Origin of the sequence: Enterobacter sp. BIDMC109, assembly GCF_001037885.1 — a bacterium.
Taxonomy (GTDB): domain Bacteria; phylum Pseudomonadota; class Gammaproteobacteria; order Enterobacterales; family Enterobacteriaceae; genus Enterobacter; species Enterobacter hormaechei_C.
The window spans coordinates 1,688,662-1,707,751 of the sequence record NZ_KQ090002.1 but is presented as its reverse complement, the minus strand read 5'-3'; the positions used below and the strand labels follow the sequence as shown (position 1 = coordinate 1,707,751).

Below are 19,090 nucleotides of genomic sequence, written 5' to 3'. Positions count from 1 at the left end.
GCAGAAAAGAGTTTCTAATTTTAAAACATCGGTTTATTTTAGTGTGACTCACCCTGCGGTGTGAAGCGGAGTTCAATCAGCGCAATCGCTTTCTGGATCGCGCGGAGCGTAACCGGGTCCGCCGCAGCAGGATGGTTGGTGAAATCGATGTTTTTCAGCTGGGTCGACATCTTTTCGCGTACCTCAACCGGCGCGATAACGTCAATCACATCAAGGATTTGTTTGATAACCAGCTGGCAGGCGACGACGTCAGATACCAGTTCCTGATCGGCGCTCAGGTTTTGTGACATGGGGTTCTCCTTATTCAAAGGGCGCCATAGTAGCAAAACAGACGCCCTTCCATCTCCCTCTCGTCGTCCGCAGACATAAAAAAACCTGCCGAAGCAGGTTTTTTTATCAGAACATCGCACCCGGCGGGACGTCTTTAAACGTTGTGCAGTAGTTTGCCCACATGCTTTTCAGGATTTTGCGCAGTTTCATTATGTTGCTCCAGTAACGTGTTATGCAGGTGTTATTGTCAATACGCTTATAATATGACCACCATCACAAAAATCAACCATTTTGTGACCTGCATCACGGTTATTAAACCCTCAGTGCTGCTGGTTTGTTAAAAAAAGCCATGATAAATCCGCACGTTACAGGCTTATAAATTCCAGTAAATGTTTATAAAATTTTTTGAGCGGGCAGGAAGAGAATGAGTGAAAACGTATCCGGCAAAGAGAGCCGTGGATTATCGCCTGCGGCGCTGCTGGTGGCCGGTGCTTTCTTTATGGAGTTTCTGGATGGGACGGTGATCGCCACCGCGTTGCCGGATATGGCAAAAAGCTTCGGCGACCAGGCGGTGGATCTGAATATCGGCATCAGCGCCTATCTGATCACCCTGGCCGTACTGATCCCCGCCAGCGGCTGGATCGCCGACCGCTTCGGCGCGCGAAAAGTGTTTGCCCTCGCGCTGGCGATCTTCACGCTGGCCTCGGTATTTTGCGGCCTGTCCACCACGCTCGATCAGTTCGTTGCGATGCGCGTCCTCCAGGGCATGGGTGGCGCGCTGATGGTGCCCGTAGGTCGCCTGGCCGTGCTACGCACCACGCCAAAACATCAGCTCATCACGGCAATCGCCACCCTGACGTGGCCTGCGCTGGTCGCGCCGATCATCGGCCCGCCGCTGGGTGGGTTCATTACCAGCTATGCCGACTGGCGCTGGATCTTCTTTATTAACGTGCCGCTGGGGATAATCGCCATTTTGCTGGCGCTGCGCATCATTCCAGACCTGCATGAAGATACGCGCCGACCGTTTGATTTACCGGGTTTTGTTGTCACCACCCTTGCTATGGTGAGCCTGGTTTATGCGATGGAGTTGATGGGCGCAGAGCCTCTGCGAACAGGATTAACCGCCACGCTGTTTATCGTCGGTGTCGTCGCCTTAAGCCTGGCGCTGCGTCACTTTAAGCGGGCAACCTGGCCGATGATCAGGCTCGATGCGATGCAGGTGTCGACGTTTCGCGTCACCCTGTACGGCGGATCGCTGTTTCGCGCCTCCATCAGCGCGGTTCCGTTCCTGTTACCGCTGATGTTCCAGGTCGGCTTTGGCATGGACGCGTTCCATTCTGGCCTGCTGGTGCTGGCGGTTTTCGTTGGCAATCTCACCATTAAGCCGGCGACGACGCCGCTTATCCGCAGCCTGGGGTTTAAGCGGCTGTTGCTGATTAACGGTGCGTTGAATGTCCTGGCGTTGCTGGCCTGCGCGTTTATTACGCCGCAGACGCCCGCGTGGCTCATCATGCTGATCCTTTATCTGGGCGGCGTTTTCCGTTCGATTCAGTTTACAGCCATCAGTACGCTGGCTTTTGCGGATGTGCCATCGGCGCAGATGAGCTATGCCAATACCCTGTTTTCAACTGCAACGCAGCTTGCCGTGGGGCTTGGGATCACGCTCGGGGCGATTGGTATTCGTATCGGGGAAAAAGTCAGTGAGGCGATGGGGGTTGCCGGTATGCCGGGAATGAGCTTCCGGCTGGCATTTGTGGCAATCGCGCTGATCTGCCTGGTGGGAATGGTTGACACGCTGCGGCTGACTAAAGATGCGGGCAGCGCGGTCTCATCGAAAAAGTAACGCTATCTGCCGGGCAGGCAACTCACCGCCCGGCAAAGTAAATCAGCCAACAATACCGCGCACGAAGGCTTCAATCTCTTTGTCCTGGCAGTTCTCGAAGAAGCACTGCTGGAAGCGCTGGCCTGATACGGCTGTTTTAACCAGCTCAGGATCGATTGCTCGCAGGGTATCCAGATAGTTTTCTTTCACCACCGCCGCTTTCACCTGGTTCAGGATCCCGGCGTTACGCACCTGCGGCTCTTTACGCTCTGGTGGATAGCCTTCGCCATTGCGTCCGGTAAACGCTTTCTCAAAGATAAAGCGTACGTTCAGTTCTGCCCCCCAGCCGAAGCCCTTAGCAAACGGCAGAGAAAGCGCGTTACCGTTGTTGATTTGCGCAAACAGGAAAGCATCCGCAGGATCGATGCAGTAACCGCAAATCACACCCGGATGGATGTTCAGGGACATCAGCGCGCCCTGCCCGGTACCGCAGCCGGTAACAACAAAATCAACGGCTTTAGCGTTAAGCAGAATGCTCGCCATGATGCCCAGGTGAATATAGGTGAGATGATGATCGTTCTCATCACTCATACCGACGTTATAGACCGGAAAACCTTTCTCATCAGCAACGGCTTTCAGCTCATTAAGGATGATGGGATTCTTAGCGGCCTGGCTGTTTTCCATCATCAGTGCAATCTTCATCTTGTCTCTCCTGAATGCATGGCGGGCGATCCCGCTGTGGATACCTTTTCAACTTAACCTTACTATCAAACAAACGCACTTTCAAATTAAGTGAAAACTTGTTTTAAAAAACAAAGATGCGCTCACAATTTCGCGCGGTGGCCCGGCTCGTTGCACAGTGAGAGGGCAGATCCTCCGGCTATTCCAGCCATTGCGTACCATCGCGTTGGTTACAATGGCGTATTTCCCGTCACGCAGAGTGAACCATGAAACGTGTAATCATAGCCGGAACGATCCTGTTGCTCGCCGGGTGCAGTATCAACCGTCAGGCAGAAGTCAGCAGTACGGATGCCCCAAACGGAATTGTGCGCCTCGACTATGGCCAGGCCATGCTGCAAAACGCCTGGTCTGATGAGTATGTTAATAACGGTACGGCAACCAAAGCCTGTCAACATATGGGCTACGCCACTGCGTCAGCCTACGGGCAGCCAATTAAAACCTGCACCCTGATCAGCGGTTCACTCTGTCTGAACGAAAGTGTGACCATTCAGTATAAATGTCAGGGATATGCTGTTACCTCTTCCAGCCAGAATCCGTGGTATTAACCGCTACTGCCAGTCACGCTGGCAGTTTATTTAATAAGAACTAAAACAATTCTCATTAATAAATATAAATGGCGGCAATGCGTTTTATTCCCATTCGTATTTTTAATAAAGAAATATTTATTTTACTTTTTGCAAATAATTAAATAACAAATTATAGTGTCGCTCATCGTGAACCAGAATTAATAAACCGGAGCTGCACCATGTTAAAAACTGAAATGATCGACAAGCTCAATGCGCAAATGAATCTTGAGCTTTTTTCTTCCCTGCTTTATCAGCAGATGAGCGCCTGGTGCAGCTATCACAGCTTTGAAGGGGCGGCCGCCTTCCTGCGTCGTCATGCCCAGGAAGAGATGACGCACATGCAGCGTCTGTTTGATTACCTGACGGACACCGGCAGCCTGCCGCGCATTGATAACGTGGCATCGCCTTTTGCCGAATACGGCTCTCTTGATGAACTGTTCCGCGCCACCTATGAGCATGAACAGCTGATCACCCAGAAAATTAATGAACTGGCTCATGCCGCCATGACCAGCCAGGATTATCCAACCTTTAATTTCCTTCAGTGGTATGTGGCTGAACAGCACGAAGAAGAGAAGCTGTTTAAATCCGTGCTGGATAAATTATCTCTGGCAGGTAAATCCGGGGAAGGTCTGTACTTCATTGATAAAGAGCTGTCGACGCTCGATACCCAGAATTAACAGAAAAGCGGTGCTGAGTTTTCAGCACCGCATTATTTAATGGCGGCAAATTTTACTTTCGTGAGTGGAAAATCCGTCTGCTGCCGGAATGAATTTTCCGCGCGCCGCCAGAAACGCCACCAGCTCCGCGGCCGTCATCTCCGAAGCTGAACAGGTATGGAAACGCGCCGCTTCGCCAAAGCGGGCATGTATCGCCTCAACCAGACTCTCCTCCGTATAGCGCTCACCTGACTCAATCATCATATTCAGCACGTCGTGTCCGTGAATTGACATGGTTACCTCTCGCAAATAAAAAGCAGACTAAACGTTCCCTCCACGGCACGCTTTGCGCTGGCTCAGGTTACCCTTTTCTTTTTGTAAATTAATTATTACACCCTATGTAACGGTGATTTGACGAGATGGTGCTTTTCCCTTACTCTGCGCCGCAGAATGAGTCGCGGTATGGAAGCGTTGTAGAGGAAAGCGTGAAGAACAGAACTCTGGGAAGTATTTTTATCGTCGCCGGAACGACAATTGGCGCAGGAATGTTGGCCATGCCGTTGGCTGCCGCCGGCGTCGGGTTTGGGGTTACCGTAGTGCTGCTGGGCGGTCTGTGGGCCCTGATGTGTTACACCGCGCTATTATTGCTGGAGGTTTATCAGCATGTCCCTGCCGATACTGGCTTAGGCTCCCTGGCTGCACGCTATCTTGGACGCTACGGGCAGTGGATCACCGGTTTCAGCATGATGTTCCTGATGTACGCCCTGACTGCCGCTTACATCAGCGGCGCCGGGGAGTTGATTGCGTCAAGTATCAATGACGGCTTCGGCGCGTCACTTTCACCGGAAACAGGCGCCATTGTCTTTACGCTGATCGGTGGCGGCGTGGTTTGCGCGGGCACATCGCTGGTCGATCTGTTTAACCGTTTTTTGTTCAGCGCCAAAATTCTCTTCCTGATTGTGATGCTGGTGCTGCTGGCACCGCATGTTCACAAGATTAACCTGCTCTCCCTCCCGCTGGAGAAAGGTCTGGCGCTTTCGGCCATCCCGGTTATTTTCACCTCCTTCGGTTTTCACGGCAGCGTGCCGAGCATCGTGAGCTATATGAACGGTGATATTCGCAAGCTGCGCCGCGTCTTTGTTATCGGCAGCGCCATTCCGTTGATTGCTTACCTGTTCTGGCAGCTGGTGACGCTGGGCAGTATTGATTCCAATACCTTTATCGGCCTGATGGCAGAGCATTCTGGTCTGAATGGATTCCTGGTTGCCCTGCGTAACGTGGTGGCCTCTTCACACGTGGAGCTGGCGGTACATCTGTTTGCAGACCTGGCGCTGGCAACCTCCTTCCTCGGCGTGGCGCTTGGCCTGTTTGACTATATGGCGGATCTGTTCCAGCGTCGCAATACCGTTGCGGGACGCTTACAGACGGGGGCGATGACCTTCCTGCCGCCGCTGGCCTTCGCGCTCTTTTACCCGCGCGGGTTTGTGATGGCGCTGGGGTATGCTGGCGTGGCGTTATCCATTCTGGCCCTGCTGCTGCCTTCCCTGCTGGCGTGGAAGAGCCGCCAGCAACATCCGCAGCAGGGGTATCGCGTAGCGGGCGGTACGCCAATGCTTTGCGCGGTGTTTGGTTGTGGGGTGGTGATTATTCTGGTGCAGATTTTGATTGCAGCGGGGATGCTGCCGGAAGTGGGATAACTTATTTATACAGGTCCTGAGGTACTGTTCCGTTCACCTTAAGATCAACAGAATATAATTTTTTCACAGCATGTGAACGGGATAAGGGGGCCGCCGCGGCCCCCTTATCAATCCCCGCGGCCCCGCGGAAAATCGGTGCTTCGCACTGCGCTCACCTCCCGACCATCTGCCTGCGGTCGGCTCAACTCGACATCCTGTCTCGATTCGCCTCTGGCCGCCATCCATGGCGTCCAGCCCTTGTCATCTGGTCTCCGGTTCGCCGATTTTAGCGGGGACTCAACACCCGTGCCCCATTCAGGCCACAGTAATTAATGATTTAATGCAGGCAGCAGCTTTTAAACTTCTTCCCACTCCCGCACGGGCACGGATCGTTACGCCCCACCTTCGACCCGTTCACGATCGGCTTTTTCGCTTCCGGCTGCTGCGGGTTAGCCACCCAGTAGTTATACAAACGCAGCGCCGCAGGCTGAATGCTCTCGATGCTGGCCATGTACTCCTCTTCGGTCAGCGCATCCAGCTTCTCGCTGTTCTCTTCCGTCCCGTGCAGGGCAATCACCGCCAGGTCCGCTTCCAGCGCTTCCGGCAGGGATGACCAGTCCGTCAGCGCCACGCCGCGCATGTAGCCATAGCACCACTCTTCCACCACGGTATAGCTCTGACCGTCAACGTCGTTATAGCCAAACAGCGGTTCAAACTGATCCGGGTATTCGCTCAAACGCTCGGCAATATCGTTCATGTGCTTAAAGCAGAGATCGATAAAACGGTTCATCTCACGATCGTTTTTCCAGCGCGGAATATATTTCTCACCACCCCAGACCGCCACCAGCCAGGTGTCGGGCTCCACCACAACGGGACCGGAAAGTACTGCGGTAAGCATGCCGTCCAGTTCGGACACGTCAATCACGGATGCATCGTCGTGACCGTAAGAGATTAATGTCTCTTCCAGCCACGCCATCTCGCTTTCATTTAATGGGCCTTCAGCCATTGCTGATACTCCTGATAAAAAAAACGATCCTGACATAGATCGCCGCACGTGCCTATCTGAAGTTTAGGTCTTTATTGCTGCAAAAACGTGCAAATCGTGACCGTTGCACAACTTATGGGCTTTGTTGTTAAGGAGATGTGATCTCCGCTGTAAATTCATCTCATCCCGCAAAGACGCATAAAACGGCGCTCTATACTCAACGTGTTGTGACCCGGTCAAGGGATTAACCATTCTGGCAACCTTTTTGCTTAATGTTCTGCGCGCTTCGCGGTGCGTGGGATCCTCGCCGTATTAAGCATGAGATTGCTTCTAAAGTGCATTTTGTTCTCGCTCTTGTTTTTGGATTTACGATGCCATCAGGCGTTCGGGTTTATACCTGGTGCAAAAACCTCTTTGCTAAGGAACATAATAATGTCGCTGAAATTTACCAAAACTCCCCTCTCCCTGGTGCTGGCCGGTTGTCTGGTGACGGCCTTTTCCGCGCAGGCCGATATCGTCATCGGCGTGGCCGGGCCGTTCACAGGCCCGAACGCAACCTACGGCGATCAATACTGGCATGGCGCTACGCAGGCGGCGGAAGACATTAACGCCGCCGGCGGGATCAACGGTGAGAAAATCAAACTGGTTCAGGGCGACGACGCCTGCGAGCCCAAACAGGCCGTCGCCGTTGCCAACCGCTTAGTCGATCAGGATAAGGTGAAAGCGGTCGTCGGCCACTTCTGCTCCTCGTCGACCATGCCCGCCTCCGAGGTCTACAGCGATGCCGGGATCCTCTCCATCACCCCCGGCTCAACGAACCCGCTTATTACCGAACGTGGCATGAGCGATATATTTCGCATGTGCGGACGTGACGACCAGCAGGGCCAGGTCGCCAGCGATTTCATTCTTGATAAGCTGAAAGCCAAACGGGTGGTCATCATCCACGATAAAGACACCTATGGCCAGGGGCTGGCGGACGCCACTAAGGCGGCGCTGGCGAAACGCGGCGTGAAGGAGGTGATGTACGAAGGGTTATCCCGCGGGGAGAAAGACTTTAACGCGCTGGTGACCAAAATTGGCGCACAAAAACCGGACGTGGTGTTCTTCGGAGGCTGTCACCCGGAAGCGGGCCCGCTGGTTCGCCAGATGCGTGAACAGGGCGTGCAGGCGAAGTTCTTCTCGGGAGACTGTATCGTCAATGAAGAGATGGTCACCGCCGCCGGTGGGGCGCAATACACCAACGGTATTTACATGACCTTCGGTAAAGATCCACGCCTGATCCCGGACGGAAAAGCCGTCATCGAGAAATTCCGCACCGGTAAATTTGAACCTGAAGGATACACCCTCTACGCCTACGCGTCTGTGCAGGCTATCGCGGCGGCATTCAAGGCCACGCAAGGGACGGATTCCGCAAAAGCCAGCGAGTGGCTGAAGGCCAACCCTGTCGACACGGTGATGGGTAAAAAAGCCTGGGACAGCAAAGGTGACCTCAAAGTCTCTGACTACGTGGTCTATCAGTGGGATGACAAAGGCAAATATAAAGAAGTGCCATAACGGGACGGAATCTGCTCAGCGCCGGCAGGTCTGACTGTCGGCGTAACCCTTTATTCAGGTGCGCGACCATGAGTACATTCTTCCTGCAACAATTAATTAATGGCTTAACGCTGGGTTCGGTCTACGGTCTTATCGCCATCGGCTACACCATGGTGTACGGCATCATCGGTATGATCAATTTCGCCCACGGCGAAGTGTATATGATCTCCGCCTATCTCTCGGCCATTGGCCTGGCCCTGCTGGCGTTTTTTGGACTCCACTCCTTTCCGCTGCTGATCCTGGGGACGCTGGTTTTCACCATCGTGGTCACCGGCGTTTATGGCTGGACGATTGAGCGCATCGCCTATAAGCCGCTACGCAACTCGACGCGTCTGGCACCGCTGATTTCGGCCATCGGGATGTCGTTGATACTGCAAAACTACGTCCAGCTCAGCCAGGGCCCGCGGCAGCAGGGCGTGCCCACCATGCTTGATGGCGTGCTGCGTTTTCACCTCGGCGAAGGGTTTGTCCAGATAACCTATACCAAAGTCTTTATTCTCATCGCCTCGTTCGCGGGCATGCTGGTGCTGACCTGGATTATCAACCGTACCCGCTTAGGACGCATGTGCCGTGCGGTACAGCAGGATCGTAAGATGGCCTCCATCCTGGGCATCAACACCGACAGAATTATTTCGCTGGTGTTTGTTATCGGCGCAGCCATGGCCGGGCTGGCGGGCGTGCTAATCACCATGAATTACGGCACCTTTGATTTTTACGTCGGGTTTGTTATCGGCATCAAGGCCTTTACGGCGGCGGTGCTGGGCGGCATCGGCTCTCTGCCCGGTGCGATGCTTGGCGGGCTGATTCTGGGCGTCGCAGAAGCGCAATTCTCCGGGATGGTGAACTCGGATTATAAAGACGTGTTCTCGTTTGGATTGCTGGTCCTAATTCTGATCTTTCGTCCTCAGGGGCTGCTGGGCCGCCCCGTCGTGGCTAAAGTGTAAGGAACAACGCGATGACCTCTGACGGTTTTTCCCTGAAGCGCTGCATTCTGGACTCGATTTTTTCCGGAATGATCGCCCTGATTATTTTCGGCCCGATTGCGGGCGTGATACTGGATGGTTACAGCTTTACCTTTGACGGCCAGCGGCTGGCGTGGATTGTAGGCACGGTGATGGTGGGACGCTTTTTACTGAGCGCCTTTTCAGCTACGGCGGCCGGAAGACGTTTACAGGCACGGTTTGAATCCGACAATGCGGGGGTGTATGTCCGGCCGCCGGCGTATAAAAGCCGCATGCGCTGGATCATTCCGCTGATTGTCACGCTGGCGATCTGCTTCCCGTTTGTGGCCACTAAATACGTTCTGACGGTTGCCATTCTCGGACTGATCTACGTCCTGCTCGGTCTTGGGCTGAACATTGTTGTTGGCCTGGCAGGGCTGCTGGATCTGGGTTATGTCGCCTTCTATGCCATCGGCGCTTACGGGCTGGCGCTCGGGTATCAGTATCTGGGGCTTGGGTTCTGGAGCATGCTGCCGCTGGCGGCGCTAATGGCCGCGGGCGCGGGCGCCCTGCTCGGCTTTCCGGTGCTGCGCATGCACGGGGATTATCTCGCCATCGTCACGCTCGGGTTTGGCGAGATCATCCGCCTGGTGCTGAACAACTGGCTCACCTTCACCGGCGGGCCTAACGGCGTTTCAGCCCCTGCCCCGACCTTTTTTGGCCTGGAGTTTGGCCGACGCGCCAAAGAAGGCGGCGTCCCCTTCCACGAGTTCTTCGGCCTGACCTATAACCCCAACTTGAAGTTTATCTTCATCTATGCGGTGCTGTTCCTGGTAGTCATGCTGGTGCTGTACATTAAACACCGGCTGACCCGAATGCCCATTGGACGGGCGTGGGAAGCGCTCCGTGAGGATGAGATTGCCTGCCGTTCAATGGGGCTGAATCACGTTCTGGTCAAACTCTCGGCCTTCACCCTGGGCGCATCGACGGCAGGTATCGCCGGAGTGTTTTTTGCCACCTACCAGGGATTTGTTAACCCGACCTCTTTCACCTTTTTTGAATCGGCCCTGATCCTCGCCATTGTGGTCCTGGGCGGGATGGGCTCCACCGTCGGCGTCGTACTGGCCGCCTTTGTGCTGACCGTCACGCCGGAACTGCTGCGCAGCTTTGCGGAATATCGCGTGCTGCTGTTTGGCATGCTGATGGTGGTGATGATGATCTGGCGTCCTCGCGGTCTGATCCGCATCAACCGCAGCGGATTTGCCGTGCGTAAAGGAGTGGCGCCATGAACGCAACGATTTTACGTGTAGAACATCTGATGATGCACTTCGGCGGGATCAAGGCCTTAAACGACGTCAATCTTGAGGTGCAGCGCGGCTCCATTACCGCACTCATTGGGCCTAACGGCGCGGGAAAAACGACCGTCTTTAACTGCCTGACCGGTTTCTACCGGGCCTCCGGCGGCAACATTCTGTTCAATGCACGAAATAAAACCACCAATGTCATTCAGGTGCTCGGCCAGAAATTCCAGCCGGGCGACTGGCTCAACCCGGCGCAGCTTGGTCAACGCCTGTTCTATAAGATGTTTGGCGGCACGCATCTGGTGAACCGCGCGGGTCTTGCGCGCACGTTTCAGAACATCCGCCTGTTCCGCGAGATGTCCGTTGTGGAAAACCTGCTGGTGGCACAGCACATGCGCGTCAACCGCAATCTGCTGGCGGGGGTGCTGAACACCCCTGCGTATCGTCACTCAGAGAACGATGCGCTGGACCGGGCGTTTTACTGGCTGGAGGTGGTGGATCTGGTGGATTGCGCGAACCGTCTGGCCGGGGAAATGTCCTATGGCCAGCAACGACGCCTCGAAATCGCCCGCGCCATGTGTACCGGCCCGGAGATGATTTGTCTCGATGAACCTGCTGCCGGCCTGAACCCGGTGGAAACGCACAAGCTGAGTGAGATCATCCGGTTCCTGCGCGACCACCATGACATCACGGTTTTGCTGATCGAGCATGATATGGGGATGGTGATGGGCATTTCAGATGACATCATTGTGCTCGATCACGGCGATGTGATTGCCAGAGGTAAACCGGCTGAGATCCAGCACAATGAAAAAGTGATTGCCGCGTATCTGGGCACCGACGAAAGTGAGGTAAACCTGTGAGCGAACCGATGCTTCAGTTTCAGGATGTGGATGTTTTCTACGGGGTGATCCAGGCGTTGAAGCAGGTTTCGCTTGAGGTTAATAAAGGGGAAACCGTAGCCCTGATTGGCGCTAACGGCGCGGGGAAGTCAACATTACTGATGTCTGTCTTTGGTCAGCCCCGGATCCGCAACGGGCAGATCCTCTTCTGCGGCGAGGATATCAGCCACAAATCCACCCACTATGTTGCCACCGGTGGCATCGCGCAGACACCTGAGGGACGACGCATTTTCCCGGATATGTCTGTAGAAGAGAACCTGCTGATGGGGACAATCCCCGTCGGCAATCAGCATGCAGCGGAAGATATGCAAAGCATGTTCGACCTCTTCCCCCGCCTCAAGGAGCGACGTAACCAGCGGGCGATGACGCTCTCCGGCGGTGAACAGCAGATGCTGGCTATCGCCCGCGCGCTGATGAGCCGTCCTAAACTTCTGCTGCTGGATGAACCCAGCCTCGGCCTCGCGCCAATCGTGGTTAAACAGATTTTCCAGACGCTGCGCGAACTGGCCCGTAACGGAATGACGATTTTTCTGGTCGAGCAGAATGCGCACCACGCGCTGAAGTTGTCCGACCGCGGCTATGTGATGGTTAACGGGCAGATTCGGTTAAGCGGCAGCGGCGAGGCGTTGCTGAAGGATCCGGAGGTGAGAAAGGCGTATCTGGGTGGCGTGTGAAACGAAAAGGCTATAGTGAGAAAAACTCACAGTGATTGCGATTATTAATCGTTTTTCAAAAACGTACGCCTTCCAATATTATCCTCTCGACCTACCCGGACGGTGGGCCAATTAAAACATTCAGGCGCAAACTGAATAGTCATAATGTGAGGAACCGGGGCAAACATGACACTTGATGCTTTATTTCAGTTAATGAAAATTATATCGCCATCTGAAACCCCATCAGGTGGCGATTTAGCGAATTTTATGACCATGCTTATCTCCACCAAAAATCATTCTGACGCCCTGTTACCGTTTTCGCAGCGCGCGTATATGCTTTCAGTTGCCTATCGCGATCCCCAAAAAGCAGCTGCGTTGCTTTCATCCTGTCAGCCCGAAGCAGGCAACCCTCTCCCGCTGCTCAACTTCTCTGGCTGGCCGGACGTGCGTTACGCCACTTCTGGTGAATTACAGACGCCGGAGTCTGAGGACTATTTTAACAAGATTTCGTCTGCCGCCACGCTATTACGCGCGGCAATTATTGACGCTGAACAGCAGAAAAACACGCCAGCATTTTATATTCTGGATAAGGTGCTCAACCTGAACAGCGCTTTGCCAGAACGTTATAAAAAGATGGCAAATATATCTTATTCATAACGGTATTAATAAATCCGACTGTCATCGTATGCCAGATAATCGATATCCAGCGCCGGAACGACCGGGGTATGGTTTTGCAGCCTGGCCAGAAGATGCTGAATGCTCTCTCTTTTGAGTGAATTTTTTGGCCAGACGAGGTAGTAGCCATCCCCCGTCGCGATAGCTTCCCTGAAAGGCAGGCCCAGCAGGCCACTTTTCAGGGCATCAAGCGTGAGATGCAGGTCGGCGATAGCGATGCCGTGCCCGTTCATCGCGGCAATACTTCCCTGTTCAAGGGTATCGAACACCATACCGCTGCTCATATCGAGCCCCGGGAACAATCCTGTTCTTCGCAGCCAGCGCCGCCAGTCACGTCTGTCCGGTGAAGGATGGATCAGATCGCATTGCGGAAGCCGCTGCCGGGCCGGTTCGATAAGTGATGGAGTACAAACCGGGATAAGCCATTCATGAAATAGCAGTTGGCTTTCCGTTGTGTCACCAAAACGCCCATTGCCGAGAAGAATGGCGCAATCGTAGGGCTCAAGATTGAAATCAACGGTGTCAATGTCCATCCAGACGCTGGCAATCTCAACCTGTGGTTTTGCATGGTTGTTGCGAAAAGATCGCAGCACGTCGAGAAGCCATCTCATGGTCAAGGTGCTGGGTGCTTTTAACCGCAGCAGATGGTTTTCACTGCGAAATGCCCGGCAGGCCCATTCAATGCTCGTGAAGCTTTCGTTCAACTGTCCGGCAAGCACTCGCCCGGCTTCAGTGACCTCCACGCGAGGACCTTGCCTTCTGAAAAGCTCGCAGTCGAACCACAGTTCAAGGGTACGAACATGTCTGCTGACCGCGCCCGGCGTAATATTGAGCGTTTCAGCGGCTTTACTGAAGGAGTTCAACCGCGCAGCAACTTCAAACGCACGCAGTGCATACAATGGCGGTAAAGACATAGCGTCCCTTAAATGAGGTGATGGCATGGGGAATCAGGATCGCAAACCTGCAAATCTTCACACTGCAAATCGCGCCCGCTACACGATAGCATAATGGGTATCTGTTTAATTCCGTTGAAAAGGATCGTTGTTTTATTACGTGAGGGTCAGAAATGAAGGTTGTTGATTAGCAGAATGGCAGGCACAAAAAAACCACCTTTCGGTGGTTTCACGACACTGCTTATTGCTTTGATTATTCTGCTTTTTCCCATGGTAGCCGGAGTGGGACTTGAACCCACACAGCGCGAACGCCGAGGGATTTTAAATCCCTTGTGTCTACCGATTCCACCATCCGGCCAGGGAAGAAAGTGGAGGCGCGTTCCGGAGTCGAACCGGACTAGACGGATTTGCAATCCGCTACATAACCGCTTTGCTAACGCGCCTTAAATCTGTTGTCTTTCGACCTGCACCCGCAAGCTGCCGATGCATTAATCTGGAGCGGGAAACGAGACTCGAACTCGCGACCCCGACCTTGGCAAGGTCGTGCTCTACCAACTGAGCTATTCCCGCATGTCATCAAGTAACTATTTAACTACTTCCTAACCACTTGATTTCATTGTCGTCCGGCTAACTGTGCCGCCGTTCGATGCGTTGCATTCTACTGATATGACGTTTTGAGTCAACGTTATTTTTTGCATCTCAGGATCGTTTGCTGAAAATTAAGCCGAAACGATCACTGTTCAAGCAAATCACCGCGCGCAGCGTTCAAATATTGCAGCATTGACCACAGCGTCAGCACCGCCGCAACCCACAGCAGACCAATGCCGGCCCACTCTACCCAGGCATTCGGACGCCACAGCATCCATACCAGCGCCGCCATCTGTGCGGTGGTTTTAACTTTACCGATCCAGGACACCGCCACGCTGCTGCGTTTACCCAGCTCCGCCATCCACTCGCGCAGGGCAGAGATAATAATCTCACGGCCAATCATGGTCGCGGCAGGCAGCGTTACCCACCAGGTATGATAATGTTCCGCCACCAGCACCATCGCGATTGCCACCATCACCTTATCCGCAACCGGATCGAGGAACGCGCCAAAGCGGGTACTCTGGTTCCAGCGACGCGCCAGATAACCGTCAAACCAGTCCGTCACGGCAGCGATCAGGAAAATAAGCGCACAGGCAAAAGGCGCCCAGACGACCGGCAGGTAAAATGCCAGGACGAAGAACGGAATGAGCACAACGCGAAAGAGAGTGAGCAACGTAGGGATATTAAATCGCATGATGACGGTAACTGTCTGTTGTCAGTAAAATTTAGCTCTATGTTGCTACAGAGCCCTCAATGTTTCAACGAGTAGTAGATCTTTTCTGCCAGCCCTTGCGAAATACCCGGCACTTTTGCAATTTCTTCCATACTGGCGTTGAGTAATCCTTGCAATCCGCCCATATACTTCAACAGCATCTGGCGACGTTTTGGCCCGACGCCTTCAATCGTCTCAAGGGTACTGGTATTTTTCACTTTCGCCCGTTTTTTACGGTGCCCACTGATGGCGTGATCGTGCGACTCATCGCGGATATGCTGGATCACGTGCAGCGCAGGGGAATCCGGCGGCAGGCTAAAGCCCTCGCCTTCCGGCTCAAAGAACAGCGTTTCCAGGCCAGCCTTACGATCTGCCCCTTTCGCTACCCCTAGCAGCAGCGGATGGTTCTTATCCCACTCCACGTCGAGCGATTCAAATACCGCCTTCGCCTGCCCCAACTGCCCTTTCCCGCCGTCGATAAGGATAACGTCCGGGATTTTGCTCTCTTCAATCGCTTTACCATAGCGACGGCGCAGCACCTGGTTCATGGCGGCATAATCGTCACCGGGCGTAATGCCGGTGATGTTATAGCGACGATACTCTGCCCGCAGCGGACCGTTGGCATCAAAGACCACACACGACGCCACGGTCTGCTCACCCATCGTATGGCTGATGTCGAAGCATTCCATGCGTTTCACTTCCGGCAGCTTAAGCAGCGTAGCAAGCGCGGTTAAACGCTGGCTGACGGTCGACTGCTGGGACAGTTTGGTGGTCAGCGCCGTGGCGGCATTGGTTCGCGCCAGCTTCAGATAACGCGCGCGATCGCCGCGCGGTTTCGTCTGAACATTCACCCGGCGGCCTGCGAGCTCTGAAAGCGACTCCGCCAGCAGGGTTTTATCATCGAGCGTGAAGTCGAGCAGGATCTCCGAGGGCAGCGTACGCATCTGGCTGCCCTGCAAATAAAACTGGCCGACGAAGGTCTCCACCACTTCACCCAGCTCAGTGCCGCCCGGCACTTTCGGGAAGTAGCTGCGGCTGCCGAGCACTTTGCCCTGACGAATAAAAAGCACATGAACGCAGGCCAGACCGGCGTCAAAGGCTACGCCGATAACATCGAGGTCGTCGCCCGTATTGGAAACAAACTGCTTCTCGGTCACCCTGCGCACCGCCTGAATCTGGTCGCGGATGCGTGCGGCCTCCTCAAATTCCAGCGCCGCGCTGGCTTTTTCCATACGGGCAATCAGTTGCGTCAGCACCTGATCGTCTTTCCCGGCTAAAAACAGGCGGACATATTCCACCTGCTGCGCGTACTCTTCTTCGCTCACCAGCCCTTCAACGCACGGCCCCAGGCAGCGGCCAATCTGATATTGCAGGCATGGCCGGGAGCGGTTGCGATAAACGCTATTTTCGCACTGGCGAACGGGAAAGATTTTTTGCAAAAGCGCCAGCGTTTCCCGCACGGCATAACCGTTCGGGAACGGGCCGAAATATTCACCTTTTGCATGCTTAGCGCCACGATGCATCGCCAGCCGCGGGTGCGTGTCGCCGCTCAGAAAGATAAACGGATAGGACTTGTCATCGCGCAGCAGAACGTTGTAGCGCGGCTGATACAACTTAATGTAGTTGTGCTCAAGGAGCAGCGCTTCCGTTTCCGTATGCGTTACGGTGACATCAATGTTGTGTATAAGTGCGACCAGCGCTTCGGTTTTACGGGAGGCAAGGTTGCTGCGGAAATAGCTGGAAAGGCGTTTTTTCAGATCTTTCGCCTTACCGACATAGATAACCGTACCGCCAGCATCGTACATACGGTAGACGCCTGGCTGGCTGGTGACGGTTTTCAGAAATGCTTTTGAATCGAACGCTTCACTCACTGACTTATTAACGACTCCGCATTACACAAACCATGGCGAATGGCCAGATGAGTCAGTTCGACATCACCGTGAATGTTCAGTTTACTGAACATTCGATAGCGATAGCTGTTGACCGTTTTCGGGCTGAGGTTCAGCTGCTCTGAAATCTCATTCACCTTCTGACCTTTAGTGATCATCAGCATAATCTGCAATTCGCGCTCAGACAAACTGGCAAACGGAGATTCCGTTTTTTCCGGTTCAATCTGACTCAGAGCCATCTGTTGAGCAATATCAGAAGCGATGTAGCGCTGCCCGGCGTGTACGGTGCGGATCGCATTGACAACTTCCTGCGGCGCGGCGCCTTTACTGAGATACCCGGCAGCACCCGCCTGCATAACCCTGGCAGGCAGCGGATTTTCGGTATGGACGGTCAGCATGATAACTTTGGTATCAACGAACATGCGCGCGATTTTGCGCGTGGCTTCAAGCCCGCCAATACCGGGCATGTTCATATCCATCAGCACCACGTCTGCGGAGTTAGCGCGACACCATTTGACGGCATCTTCGCCACAGCACGCCTCGCCGGCAACTTTAATACCCTTTATATCTTCAAGAATGCGTCGTATCCCTGCGCGCACCAGTTCGTGGTCATCAACAAGAAGGACGTTGATCAAAGGAAATGTCTCCAGAATAGGGATAACGCTACTGACTGCTAATTGGGTTTATATTAACGGTTTTCCATGCAAGATTAAAACGCTAAAAAATCGTCTATACGATTCTGGTCTCGTTTTTGGAAATTAGGCTGTACAGCAAGTGGAAAGAAAACCCTTGTCCGCTGGGCTTTTACCGCTATTTTTTAGCATCGACATTCAAAAAGTTACTAAAACAGTTGTTAATTCTGACGAAAAAGAGCGCGCGATTTTTTGTAACAACAATTAACGAATGGCGAACCGGGGATAAACATTTAATTGTCGCTAACATATTGGACAGAGTACCTTCATAATCCGCGCCGCCCAATAATCACTGCGCGATAAGTATAAAAAACAACCACTGCATTTTTTGCCGTAGCTTGTGGTATACTCCGCCGCCTTAACTTTCATCGTCGCGCTCATGCGCTGTTTTATAATGAGGAAAATAAATGAGCACACCTGAATTTGCCACTGCCGAGAATAACCAGGAACTGGCACAGGAAGTAAACTGCCTGAAGTCGCTGCTGACGCTTATGCTACAGGCGATGGGCCAGGCTGATGCTGGTCGTGTGATCATTAAAATGGAAAAACAGATCGCGCAGATGGAAGACCAGGCGGAATCCGCTGTTTTTGCCAATACGGTTAAGCAAATTAAACAAGCCTACCGCCAGTAACAAAAACGGCTGGATGCAAAGCATTCAGCCGTTTTCTCGTCTGACACGCAGAACGTGATATCAGTCAGATAAGCCCCGTCGCCGCGGCATAACACGCTATCTGGATCTTATTCGGTGCGTTGAATTTCTTCTGCATATTCTTTTGATGGAAATTGACGGTATTTTCCGAGATGGAGAGAATGATGGCGATTTCTGCCGACGTCTTCCCTTCTGCGGTCCACTTCAGAATTTCCCGCTCACGCTTGCTGAATTTCATTTCAGGCGGCATCACCGTCTCATGTTCAAAGCGCAACAGTGTAGTGAGCGCCATCTGGACGAGCATTTGTAAACGCAGCTCAACTTCTTCACTGGATATCGAGTGTGCCTGTAAGCTGGTACATGACACGGAGAGGAAACCGAGCGCATGATTTGGCATCATCAGACACTGCGTTATTCCCTTGCGTAAACCGTGGTCCCGCGCGCCGTCCCATAATTGCTGGGCATCCGTGAATAATTCATCCGTCCAGGGCAAATGTCCCTGAATGAAATTCTCCGGCTTCAGCACCGGGTCAATGGCGAAATAATTCTCGGACTGATATTGCGCCATCCATTGTTGCGGATAACTGGAATGGACGGATGTTCGCGGGCGGGTAAATGGCACAGGGTGTCGAACACAAAGCGCATAATAATCGAATTCAAGCCCCTGCGTTTGTCGCTGAAGTTCCTGATATACCTCTTCGGCACAGGTCATTTCCTGAAACCGGAGGAAGCATTCCCGTCGCCAGGTGAAAAAGTCTATATCCCTCATACTTACTGAATGAAGCCTCTGATAAAGATAATCATTATTATGGTGAATATAACCTAACACATAAAGCATGATTATTTATATAAAATATCGGCCACAGGCAGATTATCTTTAATTTGGCG

The 19,090-nt window shown here is 53.4% G+C and carries 21 protein-coding genes and 3 tRNA genes; 11 read left to right on the top strand and 13 right to left on the bottom strand.

Features of this window, described 5'->3' with window-relative positions; translation table 11 throughout:
* Window positions 1-38: 38 nt before the first annotated feature.
* Both SK62_RS08160 and azuC read right to left on the bottom strand, forming a co-directional pair.
* On the bottom strand, window positions 39-290 hold the full coding sequence (locus SK62_RS08160) for a DUF2766 family protein (protein ID WP_003859683.1): 252 nt from the start codon (window positions 288-290) through the stop codon (window positions 39-41).
* Between the two features lie 106 nt (window positions 291-396).
* Window positions 397-480, bottom strand: a complete 84-nt coding sequence (gene azuC / locus SK62_RS22845) for a stress response protein AzuC (protein WP_003859682.1) — start codon at window positions 478-480, stop codon at window positions 397-399.
* A 214-nt stretch (window positions 481-694) separates the two neighbouring features.
* Here azuC and SK62_RS08155 point away from each other — a divergent pair, with 214 nt between their 5' ends.
* The gene (locus tag SK62_RS08155; protein WP_047719441.1) at window positions 695-2,113 is read left to right on the top strand and encodes an MFS transporter; all 1,419 of its coding nucleotides are present in this window, start codon (window positions 695-697) and stop codon (window positions 2,111-2,113) included.
* A gap of 42 nt (window positions 2,114-2,155) precedes the next feature.
* On the opposite strand, the gene SK62_RS08150 is transcribed toward SK62_RS08155, so the two are convergent.
* Window positions 2,156-2,794 carry an RpiB/LacA/LacB family sugar-phosphate isomerase gene (locus tag SK62_RS08150; protein ID WP_003859680.1) on the bottom strand — a complete coding sequence of 213 codons (639 nt, stop codon included), beginning with the start codon at window positions 2,792-2,794 and terminating at the stop codon, window positions 2,156-2,158.
* 245 nt (window positions 2,795-3,039) lie between these two features.
* On the opposite strand from SK62_RS08150, the gene yecR reads away from it, so the two are divergent.
* Together yecR and ftnA are read left to right on the top strand one after the other, a co-directional pair.
* Window positions 3,040-3,378: a YecR family lipoprotein gene (yecR, locus tag SK62_RS08145; RefSeq protein WP_015570249.1), complete on the top strand. Its 339-nt coding sequence runs from the start codon at window positions 3,040-3,042 to the stop codon at window positions 3,376-3,378.
* A 200-nt stretch (window positions 3,379-3,578) separates the two neighbouring features.
* On the top strand, window positions 3,579-4,076 hold the full coding sequence (gene ftnA, locus SK62_RS08140; RefSeq protein ID WP_003859676.1) for a non-heme ferritin: 498 nt from the start codon (window positions 3,579-3,581) through the stop codon (window positions 4,074-4,076).
* Between the two features lie 36 nt (window positions 4,077-4,112).
* Here the strand turns inward: ftnA and SK62_RS08135 are convergent, their stop codons facing one another.
* A complete protein-coding gene (locus SK62_RS08135) occupies window positions 4,113-4,349 on the bottom strand; it encodes a YecH family metal-binding protein (RefSeq protein ID WP_003859673.1) in 237 nt (78 codons plus the stop codon).
* Between the two features lie 191 nt (window positions 4,350-4,540).
* On the opposite strand from SK62_RS08135, the gene tyrP reads away from it, so the two are divergent.
* On the top strand, window positions 4,541-5,752 hold the full coding sequence (tyrP, locus tag SK62_RS08130; protein WP_047719602.1) for a tyrosine transporter TyrP: 1,212 nt from the start codon (window positions 4,541-4,543) through the stop codon (window positions 5,750-5,752).
* 316 nt (window positions 5,753-6,068) lie between these two features.
* Here tyrP and SK62_RS08125 read toward each other — a convergent pair whose 3' ends face one another.
* A complete protein-coding gene (locus SK62_RS08125) occupies window positions 6,069-6,737 on the bottom strand; it encodes a YecA/YgfB family protein (protein WP_003859671.1) in 669 nt (222 codons plus the stop codon).
* 411 nt (window positions 6,738-7,148) lie between these two features.
* Between SK62_RS08125 and SK62_RS08120 the strand changes: the two genes are divergently transcribed.
* The 6 genes from SK62_RS08120 to SK62_RS08095 all read left to right on the top strand — a co-directional run bounded on the left by SK62_RS08120 (window position 7,149) and on the right by SK62_RS08095 (window position 12,760).
* The gene (locus SK62_RS08120; RefSeq protein WP_015570246.1) at window positions 7,149-8,270 is read left to right on the top strand and encodes a branched-chain amino acid ABC transporter substrate-binding protein; all 1,122 of its coding nucleotides are present in this window, start codon (window positions 7,149-7,151) and stop codon (window positions 8,268-8,270) included.
* Between the two features lie 68 nt (window positions 8,271-8,338).
* On the top strand, window positions 8,339-9,253 hold the full coding sequence (locus SK62_RS08115; RefSeq protein ID WP_003859667.1) for an ABC transporter permease subunit: 915 nt from the start codon (window positions 8,339-8,341) through the stop codon (window positions 9,251-9,253).
* Window positions 9,254-9,264: 11 nt separating this feature from the next.
* On the top strand, window positions 9,265-10,539 hold the full coding sequence (livM, locus tag SK62_RS08110; RefSeq protein ID WP_015570245.1) for a high-affinity branched-chain amino acid ABC transporter permease LivM: 1,275 nt from the start codon (window positions 9,265-9,267) through the stop codon (window positions 10,537-10,539).
* A complete protein-coding gene (locus SK62_RS08105) occupies window positions 10,536-11,411 on the top strand; it encodes an ABC transporter ATP-binding protein (RefSeq protein WP_017384430.1) in 876 nt (291 codons plus the stop codon). Before livM ends, SK62_RS08105 begins: the two co-directional genes overlap by 4 nt.
* Entirely contained in the window at window positions 11,408-12,124 is a 717-nt protein-coding gene (locus tag SK62_RS08100; protein ID WP_047719439.1) for an ABC transporter ATP-binding protein, read from the top strand. The genes SK62_RS08105 and SK62_RS08100 overlap by 4 nt, the downstream gene beginning before the upstream one ends.
* 165 nt (window positions 12,125-12,289) lie before the next feature.
* Complete coding sequence (locus SK62_RS08095; protein ID WP_017384432.1) at window positions 12,290-12,760, top strand: hypothetical protein; 471 nt, start codon at window positions 12,290-12,292, stop codon at window positions 12,758-12,760.
* Window positions 12,761-12,765: 5 nt separating this feature from the next.
* On the opposite strand, the gene SK62_RS08090 is transcribed toward SK62_RS08095, so the two are convergent.
* From SK62_RS08090 to uvrY, 7 genes are all read right to left on the bottom strand, one after another.
* Window positions 12,766-13,692 carry a LysR substrate-binding domain-containing protein gene (locus SK62_RS08090; RefSeq protein WP_039270517.1) on the bottom strand — a complete coding sequence of 309 codons (927 nt, stop codon included), beginning with the start codon at window positions 13,690-13,692 and terminating at the stop codon, window positions 12,766-12,768.
* A 250-nt stretch (window positions 13,693-13,942) separates the two neighbouring features.
* A tRNA-Leu gene (locus tag SK62_RS08085) sits at window positions 13,943-14,029 on the bottom strand.
* Window positions 14,030-14,040: 11 nt separating this feature from the next.
* A tRNA-Cys gene (locus SK62_RS08080) sits at window positions 14,041-14,114 on the bottom strand.
* A gap of 51 nt (window positions 14,115-14,165) precedes the next feature.
* Window positions 14,166-14,241: transfer RNA gene (locus SK62_RS08075), tRNA-Gly, on the bottom strand.
* A gap of 163 nt (window positions 14,242-14,404) precedes the next feature.
* Window positions 14,405-14,953 (bottom strand): CDP-diacylglycerol--glycerol-3-phosphate 3-phosphatidyltransferase, encoded by a 549-nt coding sequence (gene pgsA / locus SK62_RS08070; RefSeq protein WP_003859652.1) that lies wholly within the window; start codon window positions 14,951-14,953, stop codon window positions 14,405-14,407.
* Window positions 14,954-15,009: 56 nt separating this feature from the next.
* Window positions 15,010-16,842, bottom strand: a complete 1,833-nt coding sequence (gene uvrC / locus SK62_RS08065; protein WP_017384477.1) for an excinuclease ABC subunit UvrC — start codon at window positions 16,840-16,842, stop codon at window positions 15,010-15,012.
* Window positions 16,839-17,495, bottom strand: a complete 657-nt coding sequence (gene uvrY, locus SK62_RS08060) for a UvrY/SirA/GacA family response regulator transcription factor (protein WP_017384478.1) — start codon at window positions 17,493-17,495, stop codon at window positions 16,839-16,841. Before uvrY ends, uvrC begins: the two co-directional genes overlap by 4 nt.
* Before the next feature lie 464 nt (window positions 17,496-17,959).
* On the opposite strand from uvrY, the gene SK62_RS08055 reads away from it, so the two are divergent.
* Window positions 17,960-18,184, top strand: coding sequence for a DUF2594 family protein (locus SK62_RS08055; RefSeq protein WP_003859644.1), 225 nt, complete (start codon window positions 17,960-17,962; stop codon window positions 18,182-18,184).
* Window positions 18,185-18,248: 64 nt separating this feature from the next.
* On the opposite strand, the gene sdiA is transcribed toward SK62_RS08055, so the two are convergent.
* Entirely contained in the window at window positions 18,249-18,971 is a 723-nt protein-coding gene (gene sdiA, locus SK62_RS08050; protein ID WP_047719438.1) for a transcriptional regulator SdiA, read from the bottom strand.
* Window positions 18,972-19,090 lie beyond the last annotated feature (119 nt).

Bases quoted from the DNA above. Each gene is read 5' to 3' on its own strand.
- SK62_RS08115 (WP_003859667.1), top strand. From the start codon at position 8,339: ATGAGTACATTCTTCCTGCAACAATTAATTAATGGCTTAACGCTGGGT.
- ftnA (WP_003859676.1), top strand. From the start codon at position 3,579: ATGTTAAAAACTGAAATGATCGACAAGCTCAATGCGCAAATGAATCTT.
- SK62_RS08120 (WP_015570246.1), top strand. From the start codon at position 7,149: ATGTCGCTGAAATTTACCAAAACTCCCCTCTCCCTGGTGCTGGCCGGT.
- SK62_RS08055 (WP_003859644.1), top strand. From the start codon at position 17,960: ATGAGCACACCTGAATTTGCCACTGCCGAGAATAACCAGGAACTGGCA.
- pgsA (WP_003859652.1), bottom strand. From the start codon at position 14,953: ATGCGATTTAATATCCCTACGTTGCTCACTCTCTTTCGCGTTGTGCTC.
- sdiA (WP_047719438.1), bottom strand. From the start codon at position 18,971: ATGAGGGATATAGACTTTTTCACCTGGCGACGGGAATGCTTCCTCCGG.
- SK62_RS08155 (WP_047719441.1), top strand. From the start codon at position 695: ATGAGTGAAAACGTATCCGGCAAAGAGAGCCGTGGATTATCGCCTGCG.
- SK62_RS08125 (WP_003859671.1), bottom strand. From the start codon at position 6,737: ATGGCTGAAGGCCCATTAAATGAAAGCGAGATGGCGTGGCTGGAAGAG.
- SK62_RS08135 (WP_003859673.1), bottom strand. From the start codon at position 4,349: ATGTCAATTCACGGACACGACGTGCTGAATATGATGATTGAGTCAGGT.
- SK62_RS08150 (WP_003859680.1), bottom strand. From the start codon at position 2,794: ATGAAGATTGCACTGATGATGGAAAACAGCCAGGCCGCTAAGAATCCC.
- livM (WP_015570245.1), top strand. From the start codon at position 9,265: ATGACCTCTGACGGTTTTTCCCTGAAGCGCTGCATTCTGGACTCGATT.
- SK62_RS08095 (WP_017384432.1), top strand. From the start codon at position 12,290: ATGACACTTGATGCTTTATTTCAGTTAATGAAAATTATATCGCCATCT.
- azuC (WP_003859682.1), bottom strand. From the start codon at position 480: ATGAAACTGCGCAAAATCCTGAAAAGCATGTGGGCAAACTACTGCACA.
- yecR (WP_015570249.1), top strand. From the start codon at position 3,040: ATGAAACGTGTAATCATAGCCGGAACGATCCTGTTGCTCGCCGGGTGC.
- SK62_RS08160 (WP_003859683.1), bottom strand. From the start codon at position 290: ATGTCACAAAACCTGAGCGCCGATCAGGAACTGGTATCTGACGTCGTC.
- SK62_RS08090 (WP_039270517.1), bottom strand. From the start codon at position 13,692: ATGTCTTTACCGCCATTGTATGCACTGCGTGCGTTTGAAGTTGCTGCG.
- SK62_RS08105 (WP_017384430.1), top strand. From the start codon at position 10,536: ATGAACGCAACGATTTTACGTGTAGAACATCTGATGATGCACTTCGGC.